General features: G+C 65.9%; 13 protein-coding genes. 10 read left to right on the plus strand and 3 right to left on the minus strand.

Translation table 11 applies throughout. From position 1 onward, the window contains the following. Together TBIF_RS00470 and pknB are read left to right on the plus strand one after the other, a co-directional pair. Nucleotides 1–1,455: a serine/threonine-protein kinase gene (locus TBIF_RS00470; RefSeq protein WP_024792922.1), complete on the plus strand. Its 1,455-nt coding sequence runs from the start codon at nucleotides 1–3 to the stop codon at nucleotides 1,453–1,455. Nucleotides 1,456–1,457: 2 nt separating this feature from the next. After that, on the plus strand, nucleotides 1,458–3,359 hold the full coding sequence (gene pknB / locus TBIF_RS00475; RefSeq protein ID WP_024792923.1) for a Stk1 family PASTA domain-containing Ser/Thr kinase: 1,902 nt from the start codon (nucleotides 1,458–1,460) through the stop codon (nucleotides 3,357–3,359). Nucleotides 3,360–3,487: 128 nt separating this feature from the next. On the opposite strand, the gene TBIF_RS00480 is transcribed toward pknB, so the two are convergent. Beyond that, complete coding sequence (locus tag TBIF_RS00480) at nucleotides 3,488–4,141, minus strand: aminodeoxychorismate/anthranilate synthase component II (protein WP_024792924.1); 654 nt, start codon at nucleotides 4,139–4,141, stop codon at nucleotides 3,488–3,490. 50 nt (nucleotides 4,142–4,191) lie between these two features. Next, nucleotides 4,192–4,875 (minus strand): DUF881 domain-containing protein, encoded by a 684-nt coding sequence (locus TBIF_RS00485; RefSeq protein WP_084611461.1) that lies wholly within the window; start codon nucleotides 4,873–4,875, stop codon nucleotides 4,192–4,194. Nucleotides 4,876–5,105: 230 nt separating this feature from the next. Between TBIF_RS00485 and crgA the strand changes: the two genes are divergently transcribed. From crgA to TBIF_RS00515, 6 genes are all read left to right on the plus strand, one after another. After that, a complete protein-coding gene (gene crgA / locus TBIF_RS00490; RefSeq protein ID WP_024792926.1) occupies nucleotides 5,106–5,378 on the plus strand; it encodes a cell division protein CrgA in 273 nt (90 codons plus the stop codon). A 105-nt stretch (nucleotides 5,379–5,483) separates the two neighbouring features. After that, the gene (locus TBIF_RS00495; RefSeq protein ID WP_024792927.1) at nucleotides 5,484–5,951 is read left to right on the plus strand and encodes a PH domain-containing protein; all 468 of its coding nucleotides are present in this window, start codon (nucleotides 5,484–5,486) and stop codon (nucleotides 5,949–5,951) included. Between the two features lie 282 nt (nucleotides 5,952–6,233). Further along, on the plus strand, nucleotides 6,234–7,391 hold the full coding sequence (locus TBIF_RS00500; RefSeq protein WP_024792928.1) for a TRAP transporter substrate-binding protein: 1,158 nt from the start codon (nucleotides 6,234–6,236) through the stop codon (nucleotides 7,389–7,391). Next, nucleotides 7,388–8,020, plus strand: a complete 633-nt coding sequence (locus TBIF_RS00505; RefSeq protein ID WP_024792929.1) for a TRAP transporter small permease — start codon at nucleotides 7,388–7,390, stop codon at nucleotides 8,018–8,020. The genes TBIF_RS00500 and TBIF_RS00505 overlap by 4 nt, the downstream gene beginning before the upstream one ends. Before the next feature lies 1 nt (nucleotide 8,021). Next, on the plus strand, nucleotides 8,022–9,305 hold the full coding sequence (locus TBIF_RS00510; protein WP_024792930.1) for a TRAP transporter large permease: 1,284 nt from the start codon (nucleotides 8,022–8,024) through the stop codon (nucleotides 9,303–9,305). Between the two features lie 63 nt (nucleotides 9,306–9,368). After that, nucleotides 9,369–10,175 (plus strand): crotonase/enoyl-CoA hydratase family protein, encoded by an 807-nt coding sequence (locus tag TBIF_RS00515; protein ID WP_024792931.1) that lies wholly within the window; start codon nucleotides 9,369–9,371, stop codon nucleotides 10,173–10,175. A gap of 57 nt (nucleotides 10,176–10,232) precedes the next feature. Here the strand turns inward: TBIF_RS00515 and TBIF_RS00520 are convergent, their stop codons facing one another. Further along, a complete protein-coding gene (locus TBIF_RS00520; protein WP_024792932.1) occupies nucleotides 10,233–10,931 on the minus strand; it encodes an IclR family transcriptional regulator domain-containing protein in 699 nt (232 codons plus the stop codon). A gap of 235 nt (nucleotides 10,932–11,166) precedes the next feature. Here TBIF_RS00520 and TBIF_RS00525 point away from each other — a divergent pair, with 235 nt between their 5' ends. Both TBIF_RS00525 and TBIF_RS00530 read left to right on the plus strand, forming a co-directional pair. Then, on the plus strand, nucleotides 11,167–12,336 hold the full coding sequence (locus tag TBIF_RS00525; RefSeq protein WP_024792933.1) for an acyl-CoA dehydrogenase family protein: 1,170 nt from the start codon (nucleotides 11,167–11,169) through the stop codon (nucleotides 12,334–12,336). Beyond that, complete coding sequence (locus TBIF_RS00530; protein WP_024792934.1) at nucleotides 12,336–13,418, plus strand: acyl-CoA dehydrogenase family protein; 1,083 nt, start codon at nucleotides 12,336–12,338, stop codon at nucleotides 13,416–13,418. Before TBIF_RS00525 ends, TBIF_RS00530 begins: the two co-directional genes overlap by 1 nt. The last annotated feature ends 32 nt before the right edge of the window (nucleotides 13,419–13,450 follow it).

The following is a 13,450-nucleotide window of genomic DNA, read 5'->3' on the forward strand; positions in this document are numbered from 1 at the left end:
ATGGCACTGCAAAGTGGCGCGACTATCGCGGACCGCTACCGCCTGCAGCGGCACATCGCCACTGGCGGCATGGGCGCCGTGTGGGAATCGATGGACCTGCGGCTGGACCGGGCCGTCGCCGTCAAGGTCCTCAAACCCGAGTACTCCGACGACCCCGAGTTCCTCGAGCGCTTCCGCGCGGAGGCCCGCACCACCGCCAAACTGAACCACCCCGGCATCGCCAACGTCTACGACTACGGCGAGACCACCGACCCCAACGGCTCCTCCATTCCCTACCTCGTGATGGAGCTGGTCCGCGGCGAGGCGCTCAACGCGGTGATCCGACGCATGGGCGTGATCCCCGTCGACCTCGCGCTGGACATGCTCGAGCAGTCCGGCCGGGCTCTGCACGTTGCCCACCAGGCCGGCCTGGTGCACCGCGACGTCAAGCCCGGGAACATCCTCGTCACGCCGACAGGCCAGGTGAAGATCACCGACTTCGGCATCGCGAAGGCCGTCGACGCCGCGCCAGTGACCCGCACCGGCATGGTGATGGGGACCGCGCAGTACATCGCGCCCGAGCAGGCCATGGGCCAGGAGGCGACTGCCGCGTCGGACGTGTACTCGCTCGGCATCGTCGGCTACGAGGTGCTCGGCGGACGCCGCCCGTTCCAGGCGGACAGCACGTTCGCGATCGCCCAGGCCCACATCAACGACACCCCGGCGCCGCTGCCGAACACGATCCCGGCGAATGTGCGCGAGCTGATCGACTACACCCTGACCAAGGACCCGGCGCAGCGCTATCCCGACGGCGGGGCGTTCGCCGACGCCGTTGCGGCCGTGCGCGCGGGCCGCCGGCCACCACCTCCGGTCGGCGCCTCCATGGTTGCCGCCAGGGCCGCGGACGCCCCGGCGACCGCGATGATCAGCTCGGCGCAGATGCGCGCCGACCAATACCGCCCGCCCGTCGACACGGGCTACCCCGACGACGCGCCGTCGGGCATGTCCAAGGGCCAGAAGAACCTCGCCATCACCGCGGGCATCCTGCTGTTGCTCGCCGCGATGATCGCTGGCGGCATCGTCCTGGCGAACCTGCCCCAGTCCGCCACCGTGGACAAGACGCCCGCGACCCCAACGCGCACGACCACCTCGGCCGTGCCCACCACAACGCGGACGACGCCGCCGCCCAGGACCACCAGTCAGGCTCCGACCACGACGTCCAGCCCGACCAGCACCGAGCCGACGACCACACGCGAGACCCCGACAACTACCCGCTCGACGACAACCACAACGCAGCCGACGACCACCGAGCCGTCCACCACCTCCACGTCGACGAGCCCCTCGTCGAGCGCCTCGTCGAGCAGTGCCACGGGGGCGATGTTCAACATTCAAGGTGCGCAGGCACCACGCGGCGCGACCGGATACTCTGATGAAATGCCAGCCGGTCACACCCCGGCCTACGACGGGGAGCAATAGGAATGACGACACCGCAGGAGCTCTCCGGCCGGTATCTGCTGGGCGAGACCATCGGGTTCGGCGGCATGTCCGAGGTGCACCTGGCCCGGGATCAGCGCCTCGATCGCGACGTCGCGATCAAGGTGCTGCGCGCCGATCTCGCCCGTGATCCATCCTTCTACCTGCGGTTTCGCCGCGAGGCGCAGAACGCGGCCTCGCTGAACCACCCGTCCATCGTCGCGGTCTACGACACCGGCGAGGCGGACACTGACGAGGGCCCGCTGCCGTACATCGTCATGGAGTACGTCCAGGGCGACACACTTCGGGACCTCGTGCGCAACGACGGCCCCTTCGACCCGCGCCGCGCGTCCGCCGTCATCGCGGACGTGTGTGCGGCCCTGGACTTCAGCCACAAGAACGGCATCGTCCACCGGGACATAAAGCCGGCGAACATCATGATCAACCTCGCCGGCGAGGTGAAGGTCATGGACTTCGGCATCGCCCGCGCGATGTCCGACGCGACCAGCACCATGACGCAGACCGCGGCCGTGATCGGCACCGCGCAGTACCTCTCGCCGGAGCAGGCCCGCGGCGAGCGTGTCGACGCCCGCTCCGACATTTACTCCATGGGCTGTGTGCTGTTCGAGATCCTCGCCGGCGAGCCCCCGTTCACCGGCGACTCTCCCGTGGCCGTCGCATATCAGCACGTCAGCGAGGAGCCCCCGGCGCCGTCGTCGATAAACCCGGACATTTCTCCGGAGCTGGACTCCATCGTCCTCAAGGCGATGAGCAAGAACCCGGCGAACCGCTACCAGAATGCCGCCGAGATGCGCGGGGACCTGGTAAGCGTGCTCTCCGGGCAGCGCCCGTCCGCGCCGATGGTGATGACGGACGAGGAGCGCACCACCATCTTCGGCGCCGTGCAGCCCGGCCCGCAGCGCGCCGCCGCCCCCATCCCGGCGGCCGTCGCGCGGGAGGACGTCGACGAGCACAAGCCGGGCAACAAGGGTCTGCGCTGGATCGCCGCCGCCCTCGCCGTCGTCTTGATCGCGGGCTTGGGGCTGTTTTTCGCCTTCCGGGGTCCCGACTCCGCCATCCAGGTCGCCATCCCCGATGTGTCCGGGCAGGCGATCAGCGATGCGCAGGCCAAGCTGCAGCAGGACGGCTTCAAGACGTCCGTGCAGACCAAGCCGGATCCGCAGGTGGCAGAGGGGATCGTGATCAACACCTCGCCCGCGTCGGGCATCTTGGTCGACAAGGGCGAGATCATCACCCTGAACCTCTCCTCCGGGCCGGAGAAGGTCGCGGTGCCCACGCTCGTCGGGCTGACCCAGGACCAGGCGCACCAGGCCCTGACCGCCGCCGGCCTGCTGGTCGGCGAAGAAATCGAGCACAAGGCCTCCACCGAGGAAGATTTGGACAAGGTGGTCGGCCAGAATCCGTCCGCCGCCGCCAACGTCAGCAAGGGCTCCGCCGTCACCCTGATCGTCGGCAGCGGCCCTGAGCAGGTCCGCATCCCCGATGTGAAGGGCCAGACCCAGACACAGGCCGTCGGCAATATCGAGGGCGCCGGGTTCAAGACCAGCACCACGCAGGCCGACTCGGCCGAGCCCGAAGGCACCGTCCTGAGCACCAGCCCCGCTGGCGGCGCGAAGGCCGACAGCGGCTCGATCGTCACCATCACCGTGTCAAAGGGCAACCAGATCTCCATGCCCAGCCTGGACGGGCAGACCATCTCGCGGGCCGTCGACACGCTGCGCGCGGCAGGCTGGACCGGCACCGAGGCCAATATTGTGCAGCGCCCCATCCAGACTCTGGACCCGGGAGCCGTTGGCAAGATCCGAGGCCAGCAGCCCGCCTCCGGTGGGCCGGTGGCCAAAACCGCGAACGTGACCGTGGAGGTCGGAGTCCTCGGGATCCCCTGATCCTGCGCCGGCCTCGCCCGAGACCAATACGCCGCGATTCCGTTGAGCCGCCGCACTTGCAAGTGCGGCCGATCGATGGAATCGCGGCGTTCTCGTCGGTGGGGCGGGAGCGGAGGCGGGGGGCGGGCCTAGCGCAGGGTGGACTGCACCGTCGCGGCCATCTCCGCCTCGAGCCGATCCACCAGGACCGGGTTGATGACGGTCCCGCAGGTGGCCAGCCAGTTCGCCAGCATCCGGTGCCCGCCCTCGGTGAGGACCGACTCCGGGTGGAACTGCACGCCCTGGATTGGCAGCTCGGCATGGCGCATGGCCATCACGACGCCGGTGTCAGTGTGGGCGGTCACCAGCAGCTCGGCCGGGATCGTGTCCTCCCGGACCGTCAGCGAGTGATAGCGCGTGGCCGTGAACGGGTTGGACAGCCCGGCGAGTACGCCGGTGCCGTCGTGGGTGACGGGGCTGGTCTTGCCGTGCCGCAACTCCGGGGCCCGCTCGACGACGGCGCCGAACACCGCGCCGATCGCCTGATGGCCCAGGCACACGCCCAGCAGCGGCTTCGATAGCTCCGCGCACAGGCGGATCAGGTCCATGCTGGCGCCGGCGCGATCTGGGGTGCCGGGACCGGGGCTGATCAACACGCCGTCGAAGTCCGCGATCGCCGCCGGCAGATCCTGCAGCCGCTCGTCGTCATTGCGCCACACCTGCGCGTCGACCCCAAGCTGGCCCAAGTACTGGACCAGGTTGAACACGAAGCTGTCGTAGTTGTCGATCACGAGGATGCGCATGCCGGCAACTTTACCCAGCGCCGCAGGCAGACCCTTGGCCAGCGCCATCGTCAGCTGTGGGGGACAGTCGCGAACTGCAGCCGCGGGGACGCGGTGCTCGCGGCCACGGTCAGGTTCTGCGCGGCCTCCACCTGGTAGCCGAGCCCGTAGCGCGCCGCGTATTGCCGGTAGACCTGCACGCCCGGCTGCGCCTCGAGCGCGGCCTTCATCTCGTCGATCGGACCGATTGCGCGCATCGTATAAGGCGGGCTATAGGTCCGGCCGCCGAGCAGCAGGGTGTTGCCGATGCAGCGCGGTGCCGTCATCGCGTCGATCCGCTGGTCCTGCATTTGGATAGCCGTCGCCCCGCCTGCCCACAGCGCGTTGAGCACGGCCTGCACGTCCTGCTGGTGCACCACAAGATCGTTCGGGGTGGCCCCGGCCGGGTAGTCGCCGAAGTCGTCGCGGACGGCGTCGGTGAGGGTGACGGTGAGCCCCGGCCCGGAGACCTCGGTCAGTGTCCCCGCCACCTGGTATCCGCCAGCCTGCGACAGCAGCCCGGCGACGCCCGCGTCCGCTCCGGCGGCCTGCTGCTGCGCGCCGTCGATATCGCCCCGCAGCCCGTCTAGCGTGCTCTCCGCCTGCTCGACCCCGAGTTGGGCCTGCCGAACCAGGTCGGAGAGCCGCGCGGAGTCCGCGGTGCGCAACTCGCGCCCCTGCGAGGTCGCATACGTCACCGACAACAGCAAACCCATCGCCAGGAAGATGACGGGAACAGCCCACCGCCAATTCGGTCGCGGCGGTCGCTTCCTGGGGCCATCTGCGTTCGCGATCGCGGACCCCTCTCTACGCGCGGGAAAGCTGGCCGAAGATGTCTGGCTGGCCACAGTTAGGTTAGCGTGTGTGTAGGAGTGTCTGCTTTTCCACTCATCAACACCGCGCGGCGGCGATCGACCCCGCAACCACATGAGCCAGTGAGGATGTCATGCCAAAGTCCAAGGTCCGCAAGAAGAAGACGGCCGCCGCGGCCACCGCGAACAATCGGACTCCGGTGAAGGTCTCCGGCGGCCCCTCGAGCACCCTCTATGTCTCGATCATGCTCGGACTGATGATATTCGGCCTGTTGTGGCTCGTCGTGATGTATCTGGCGGGTTCCGCGAGCTGGCTCACATGGATGGACAACATCGGTGCCTGGAACTACCTGATCGGGTTCGGATTCATGGTCTCCGGCCTGCTTATGACCATGAATTGGCGCTAGGTGTGTGTCCACAGGGAGCGAAATTACATGGGTGTAACTTATGCACAGTGTGCATAACCCCTGTGCATAACTCCCCAAAGTCTGTGGACAGGTTGTGGAACTGCGGTGGATAACTCCCCAAACTCCCCAAACTCCACCGAATGGGCGCCGAAGATGGCGAGCGTGGTCGCCGCCGGAGTGGGCGCCGTCGTCATGGCGATCGCCACGGTCGGCGTCGGCAACGACCCCATCGGGTGGTTCCTGCTAGGCCTCGCGGCAGTCATCCTCGCGGTGATCGCCGTGACGGGCTTCATTGTCCGGCCCCGGCTGGCGCTCCTGCCCGGCGCGCGGCCGCGTATCGCTGTCCGCACGCTATTCAGCAGCCACGAGTACGACGCGAGCCAGATATACCGATTGCGCGTCGTGAAGTACCCGCGCATGGGCCGCCGCGTGCCGATCCTCGAGATCGACGTCCGCGAGCCCGAGGAGAAGCTCCTCCTGCTCACCCGCTGGGATCTGGGGATGAACCCCGACCGCGTCTTCACCGTGCTGGCTGAGGCCGGCATGGTGCCGCCGGCCCCCAAAGCCCTCTAGCCTCGGCCCGCTCGCAACGCCGTGCCACGATCGCGGCGCGGCGTTGCCCCACTGCTCCCTGCGGTGTTCTCCAAGGATCCGCATCCTCGGCCGATGGACCCCAAGCAAGGCCCGCGTGGCACGACTATGCCTCGGACACGCACAGCGGCGCGTTCCGGCCAAAGCCCCTACCGGCGGCTTTCTGCTTTCCTGCACGCACACATTGACGTGACTCCGATCACTTAGTACTGTCATTCCTCAGTTCCGCATATGCGTATACTCTTCCCTAGTTAAGGATTCGAGATGACCGATACGCCCTCCGAGAGTGGCGACTCCCCACCACACGCCAGCGTCCGGGGTCGCAACCGCTCTCGCGTTCGTCCCCGCGGGAAGCTACTGAAGGCCGGGGTCTCCGCCCTCCTCGTCGGATCGGTCACGGCAATCGCAGGCTGTACCGCCACAACAACTAACGCCGATGGCGACACCGTCCTCAAGGTCGCCGACAGCTTCGCCGCAACCCACCCCATCGGTCGCAGTGGCACAAAAGTCTTCCTGGACATCCTCGAGACAGAGGGCCCCGTAGCCAACCTTCAGATTGAGCACTTCGCATCCGGCCAACTCGGAAAGCAACGCGACATGCCCGCGCTCCTCCGCACGGGCGTCGCGCAAATCGCCGCAGTCTCGCCCGCGTATGTCGGAACCCAGCTGCCGCTGTCCAATGTCGGCGATCTCCCCGGCTTCACCCAGGATTCATGCGCTGGGGCCGATGCGGTCCGCGAGATCATGCAACCCGGCAGCACACTCTTCGAGGCAGAACTCCTGCGCCAGGACATTCACCCCCTGTGGGTCGCATTCATCCCCGGCTACGAGGCGATGAGCGGCGACTTCCCCATCGAGTCCGTCGCAGACCTCCACGGCAAGATCATGCGCTCGACCGGTGGCGCAGCCGACCGCGTGGTCGATGTGGCTGGCGCCGCAGGCGTATCGATGCCCCTCGGCGACCTGTACGAGTCGATCTCCCGAGGCACTGTCGAAGGAACCCTTGCCAGCCCCCTCAGCGTCACTCCCTACAAACTCGAGGAGGTGTTGCGGTACTCCACAGACGGTGCCCAGTTGGGTTCATTTACCGCCACCTACTCCATGTCCCACTCCGAGTGGCTAAGCATGACTGACGGGCAACGGGCATTGATGACAAAAGCGTCCGATGCCGCCCAGAGCGCAGTCTGCGTCGAAATCAACCAGGCGATGGAGACATCAAAGGTGGCGATGCGCGAGGCCGGAGTGCAGATGTCTGAGGTGAAGGACACGGACCGTGCGGCCTGGGCCGCGATCTACGGGACGGTGCAGCAGGAGTGGACCCGGGACCTGGAGAGCATGGGGCTACCCGCCCAGCAGGTTCTCGACGAATTCTCCGACGCACTCGCACGTGCAGAGGACCAGCACGGAGGGATGGACCAGTGAGCACGCAAGTCCTCGAGACAATCGTCCACGCCGAGGGGCGCGGAGCGGGCCAGCGAACCACCTTCGGATACCTAACCCCGGATCACCCACGGCTCGACCGATTCCAAAACGGAATATCCGCGTTCTGCGCGGCGATCTCCGGCATCGCCGTGGTTCTGATCGCCTTGCTGACTGTCGCAGAGGTTGTGGCCCGCGTGCTCTTCAGCACTCCGCTCGGCTGGAACGTCGGCTTCGTAGAGCAATACTTGATGATGGCCATTGCGTTCTTCGGCACAGTGACCGCGTACCGTTCTGGCGCTCACGTCGCGGTCACATCCATCTTCGAGAAGACCCCGGTTATTGCGCGCAAGATGTTATTGATCGTGGCGTACATCGTCATTATCCTGGGGCTCGTATTCTTCATCTACTCCGGAACCCGCGCAGCCAATTTCTCATTCATCACCGATGAAGCTCCGCCGCCCGGCATGGCAGATCTGTCATGGCCCACATGGTGGTGGAAATCGATCATCCCCGTAGCGGCAATCCTTGGACTCATCGTGGTCGCAATCGACCTCTTTCGCGAGCTCACAGCTCCGCTGAAGGACGTCGTCACCGACTACGAAGCCGGCGAAATCCCGGAGGGACACTGACATGCTCGCACTCGGAATTGTCGCACTACTTCTCCTCCTCATCCTTATCCGCGTTCCCGTATCGTTCGCCATCATCGGGGCTGGCATTGTAGGGCTCTTCCTCATCGGCGGTCTGCCAATTGTGGATGGCGTCATGCAGACTGCGCCGGCGACCTCAATTATGAGTTACTCTCTCTCCGCCGTGCCGCTATTCATCCTGATGGCGCAGTTACTCATGCTGTCGGGACTGCTGGACTCATTGTTCGGCGCCGCCAGGGCCATGGTCGGCCGGGTCCGAGGGGGCACCGCCGTCGCTTCGGTGGCGGCTGGCACCGCATTTGCCGCCGTCTCAGGATCGTCGACAGCGTCAGCTGCCACCTTGGCCCAGACCACCACTGTCAAAATGATCGACGAGGGCTATAGCCCCAAGACCGCGAGCGGCATGGTCGCCGTCGTCGGCACGCTCGCCGCCATGATCCCGCCATCCATCATCCTGGTGTTCTATGCCATCACCGCTGAGGTAAGCGTGGGGGACCAGCTCATCGCCGGCTTCCTTCCCGGCATCATTATCGCCGCCGCACTCATCGTGACGCTGTATGTGACGATGGCCCGCAACCCGCAATCAGTGCCGGTGGGCATGCGGGCGTCGTGGCAGGAAAAGGGCCACGCGGTGATGACCGCCTCGCCCCTCATCTTGGTGTTCGTCGCGGTCGTCGGATCCATCTACATCGGGGTTGCCACGCCCACCGAGGCCGCAGCGCTGGGCTGCCTATCCGCACTGCTCCTCGTCGTCGCCAAGCGTCGGTTCACTCTGGTCGCCGTCGGAAGAGTTCTTGTGGAGACGGTGAAAACAACGGCGATGATCTTCGCGATCATCGTGGGCGCCCACATCTTTGGACACTTCCTCACTGAGACTCGAGTTACGGTGTCGATTGTGAGTTGGGTTGGCTCATTGGCTGTCCCGGCCTTCGTGGTCATGTTGGCGATTGCCCTGATCTATGTGGTTCTGGGGTTCTTTATGGACCAAATCGCCATCATCGCCCTCACGGTGCCCGTGGTGCTCCCCTTGGTTCTGGACCTTGGCTATGACCCAATCTGGTTCGGGATCTTCGTCGTCCTCCTGGCCGAAGTGGGCATGGTCACTCCCCCCATGGGACTTAATGTCTTCGTTGTCGCCAAGGCGGCGGGCCAACGTGTCGAGGAAGTGTTCCGCGGCGCCGCCCCCTATGTCGTGACGATGCTCCTCGTTGCACTGACCTTCCTTATATTCCCCGAGATCGTGCTGTGGATTCCCGGAACGGCGTAGCTAGTTCACCCAGCTTCTCGTGCCCTATCCAACGTCCCGACAACCATGAACAGGAACTGCGCAATGAATGACTCCGCCCCCCTCCTCGTCCACCGCGATAACCACGTGGAGACGTGGACGCTGAACCTTCCGGACACCCGCAATCCCATCTCCGACGCAGCCATGATCGAGGCGCTGTGCGAACAGATCGCGATTGTCAACGCTGACCCGGATGTCCGTGCGGTCGTCCTCACCGGATCCGGCAAGGCCTTCTCTGCCGGTGGGAACGTCAAACATATGGTCGACAGGGAAGGCATGTTCGGCGGTACGCCGTACCAGTTGCGGGATGGCTACCGTCACGGCATCCAGCGAATTCCCCGCGCGCTGTACCACTGCGAGGTGCCCGTGGTCGCCGCAGTGAACGGCCCCGCGGTCGGCGCCGGCTGCGATCTGGCATTGATGTGCGATATGAGGGTGGCGTCGACGAAGGCGTTCTTCGCCGAGAGCTTTGTGCAACTTGGCATCGTCCCCGGCGACGGTGGCGCTTGGCTGCTGACGAAGGCGATCGGACCAGCGCGGGCGGCCGAAATGGCGCTGACCGGCGACCGGGTGTCCGCGGAGAGCGCCCTCGAATGGGGCCTGGTGAATCAGGTTGTCGAGCCGGAGGAACTGCTCGACGCCGCGACGGCGCTTGCCGCGCGCGTGGCAAAGAACCCGCCGCACGCCGTGCGGATGTCGAAGAAGCTGCTGCGGGAGTCGCAGCAACAGTCGCTGGAGTCGGTGCTCGAATTGTCCGCCGCGATGCAATCCCTCGCCCATCACACAGAGGACCACCGGGAGGCGCTCGCCGCTTTCAGTGAGAAGAGAGCCGGCAACTACATCGGGCGGTAAGCCGGACGGCGGGGCTTGGCGCGACATCGCCAAGCCCTGGTGCCCATTCCGGCCGTGTCAGCGGAATCCCCACGCTTGGGCGTGCCGAATGCATATCTCGGTGAGCTCATCACGGCGTTCGCTGATCACACCTGCCCAACCGATGACACCAACGGTGGCGATGGTTCGCCCTCGTTCACGTAGCGCCACGGAGACTCCATCACCGCTATCCACAGCGACCGTCGGGGCGACGCAAACGCCGGTCTCGCGGAGTTCATCCAGCGATCGGAGGAACTGCTCGGCAAACTCCGCGTCCTCGGCGGGGCGAGAGTTGAGATAGGACCAGATATCGCGGCGTTCGCGGTCCGCGAGCAGGAGCCATCCCGCCGATGTCCGGAGCAGGGACCGTCGTAGCCGGTTCTCGGCAAGGTATGCGAAATGCGGGTCAGAGGAGACGTGATCAATATAGAAGAGGTTGTCTCCCACCGCGGTGGACAGCGCGGTTGTCAACCCGGTCTCGGTGTGGACCTGCTCCAGCTGCTCGTGACTGATCGAAGTCACCGGCGGGCGTCCCGCAAGCACATTAAGCAGGTAGGGCGCGGTGCCGAGCGTGTAGATGAGGTCGCGCTCGTCGAGGTATCCCACTGCCACCAGTCCATTGAGCAGGCCCTGGACCGAGCTGACTGGCGCATTCAGCGACTTGGCGATCGACGTCAAGGTGAGCCCAGTGCCGGAACGGGCGACGAGCTCCATCATGGCGGCAACGCGATCGACCATCCGATGGCGCGGACGCTCAGCGACCTTCTCTGCGGGGGCTATGCCAGTGCCTTTGCCGTTCGGAGGGCCGGCTCCGTGATCTATCGCGTCTGTCATGCGATCAGGTTAGCAAGACCCCTACCTACCTATGTAGGTAATAGGTTCCGGTATTGCGTAATCATAAGTGATCGGGAATAGTCGATCAGAGCCCCGGATTTACCCATCTACTTCCCATCCGCCTTCACCAGGAGCACCCATGAGTTCCACCCTCGCGCCACGGACCACAGTGGCGACCGACGAGATGAACGCGTTGCGCGCCAAGGTTCGCGCCTTCCTTGCCGACGAGATCGCCACCGGCCACCTCACCCCGTGGATCGATACGTGGCTCACTCGCTGGGATGAAGAGTTCACACGCCGACTCGCGGAGCGCGGCTGGGTCGGCATCACCATCCCCACCAAGTACGGCGGAGGCGGCGGCACGCACCTCGAGCGCTTCGTCGTCACTGAGGAACTGCTGTCGGTGGGCGCACCCGTCGCCGCCCAGTGGGTTGCCGACAGGCAGATCGCGCCATCGCTCCTGAGCTACGGCACGGAGGAGCAAAAGGAGAAGTACCTGCCCCGCATTGCGGCGGGCGAATGCTGCTTTGGCATCGGAATGAGCGAACCGGACTCTGGCTCCGACCTCGCCAGTGTCCGGACCAAGGGCATCAAGGTGGACAGCGGCTGGCGTGTGACCGGCACCAAGGTCTGGACCTCCGGGGCCCAACACGCGGAGGCGTTCATCGCACTCGCGCGGACAGAGCCGCTCGACCCATCCCACAGACACGCCGGGCTGAGCCAGTTCATCGTCGATCTCCGCGGCGAGGGCGTCACAATCCGGCCCATCATCTCTCTGTCCGGAGACCATCACTTCAATGAAGTGGTCCTCGAGAGCGTCTTCGTCCCGGACGAGATGGTTTTCGGTCAGCTTGGAAACGGTTGGGAGCAAGTCAACTCCGAGCTTGCCTTTGAGCGCAGCGGCCCGGAGCGGTTCCTCTCATCGTTCCGCCTATTCGCCGCCGAGATCGCCGCAATCTCCGCCGGGACCCTGCCGGAACGCTCAGACCTTGGCCGCTCCGTCGCCAGAATGGCCAGCCTGCACAACCTGAGCCAGAACGTCGCCGGCGCGCTGCAGCGGGGCGAGCCAGCCGACACGGCCGCCGCGCTAGTGAAATTGCTCGGCACAACCACGGAGGGCGACCTCGTGGACGCTGTGTCAACACAACTCGGCGACAACGTGCGGCCGGCAGCCGGCGGATCCGCCTCGCTATCGGAGATCAAGGGCCTGCTCCGCGCCGGCCTCCACCAGCGCCCGGGCTTCACGCTCCGTGGCGGCACCAACGAAATTCTGCGCGGCGTGATCGCGCGGGGACTGGGGATGCGCTGATGACCACCGCGACCAATACGGCCGACCTCACGGTCGATGCCGACCTCCAGCAGATGATGACGCAAGTCCTGGCCGTGTTCTCCGGCCCCACCGCCGACCCCGCCCCCAATGCGGTGTGGTCAGCGCTCACAGAGGTGGGACTCGCCCGGCTCACTGCCTCTGAACTGTCCGGGGGCAGCGGGGCAGGCTGGGCCGAGGCCGCGGCACTGCTGCGCACCGCGGCCGCTGCCGGTGTCGCCGTCCCCTATGCGGAGACGGACCTGCTCGCCGGGCCGCTCCGCCGGGCGGCCGGTGTGGATGACTCGTCGGATTCCACCGCCACCGTCGCGCTGCTCGATAGCGATGGCACCGCGTTCGAGGTCCCATGGGCCGGCAGCACCACGACCATCACGTGCGTGCGGAAGGCTGGACAAGGCTACGAACTCGCTGACATCAAGACCGAGGACCTCAGCATCGTGCCCGGCGAGGGCCTCTCCGCCGTGCCAATCGGCACGGTGAGCGTTGCCAAGGACGTCGAATGGACACCCGTGGACGCCGACGCGGTCAACGCTCATGTCCTGCGCGGTGCCCTTGTTCGCGCTCTGCAGTGCGTGGGTGCGATGGAGGGGATGCTGGCCTCGGCGATCGAGCACAGCGTCGCCCGCAATCAGTTCGGCCGAGCGCTCGCAAAATTCCAATCGGTTCAGAACCTGGTGGTCGACGTCGCCGCCGAGTCCGTTCTCGCGCGCGCCGCCGTCGACACCGCGCTGGCGGGAGCCATCGCCAACGACCTCACCGGGGAACTCTCCGAGTTCCAGATAGCCGTGGCCCGCAGTGTCGTGTCCCAAGCCATCGCGGTTGCCGTCCGAAACACCCACCAGGTGCATGGCGCGATCGGCACCACGCATGAACACACCCTGCACCGACTCACACTGCCCGTGTTGCAGTGGCGCGGCGAGTTCGGATCGGCCGCATTCTGGGAATCGTTCCTCACGCACACTGCCGTGGCCAACGGCATGGACGGCGCATGGCGAATGGTCGTGGAAGGAACCCCCATCGACAATGCCGCCGCCGCCTATCTCAAGGCCGTAGCCACAGTCTGAGTCCGCCAGCCTCCCGCCGGAAGTAGAGAACC

The sequence above is a fragment of the Tomitella biformata AHU 1821 genome (genome assembly GCF_000524475.1).
Lineage (GTDB): Bacteria > Actinomycetota > Actinomycetes > Mycobacteriales > Mycobacteriaceae > Tomitella > Tomitella biformata.

Excerpts from the sequence above, each read along its gene's own strand:
- TBIF_RS00470 (WP_024792922.1), top strand. The coding sequence starts at position 1 with ATGGCACTGCAAAGTGGCGCGACTATCGCGGACCGCTACCGCCTGCAG.
- pknB (WP_024792923.1), top strand. The coding sequence starts at position 1,458 with ATGACGACACCGCAGGAGCTCTCCGGCCGGTATCTGCTGGGCGAGACC.
- TBIF_RS00480 (WP_024792924.1), bottom strand. The coding sequence starts at position 4,141 with ATGCGCATCCTCGTGATCGACAACTACGACAGCTTCGTGTTCAACCTG.
- TBIF_RS00485 (WP_084611461.1), bottom strand. The coding sequence starts at position 4,875 with ATGGGTTTGCTGTTGTCGGTGACGTATGCGACCTCGCAGGGGCGCGAG.
- crgA (WP_024792926.1), top strand. The coding sequence starts at position 5,106 with ATGCCAAAGTCCAAGGTCCGCAAGAAGAAGACGGCCGCCGCGGCCACC.
- TBIF_RS00500 (WP_024792928.1), top strand. The coding sequence starts at position 6,234 with ATGACCGATACGCCCTCCGAGAGTGGCGACTCCCCACCACACGCCAGC.
- TBIF_RS00510 (WP_024792930.1), top strand. The coding sequence starts at position 8,022 with ATGCTCGCACTCGGAATTGTCGCACTACTTCTCCTCCTCATCCTTATC.
- TBIF_RS00515 (WP_024792931.1), top strand. The coding sequence starts at position 9,369 with ATGAATGACTCCGCCCCCCTCCTCGTCCACCGCGATAACCACGTGGAG.
- TBIF_RS00520 (WP_024792932.1), bottom strand. The coding sequence starts at position 10,931 with ATGGTCGATCGCGTTGCCGCCATGATGGAGCTCGTCGCCCGTTCCGGC.
- TBIF_RS00525 (WP_024792933.1), top strand. The coding sequence starts at position 11,167 with ATGAGTTCCACCCTCGCGCCACGGACCACAGTGGCGACCGACGAGATG.
- TBIF_RS00530 (WP_024792934.1), top strand. The coding sequence starts at position 12,336 with ATGACCACCGCGACCAATACGGCCGACCTCACGGTCGATGCCGACCTC.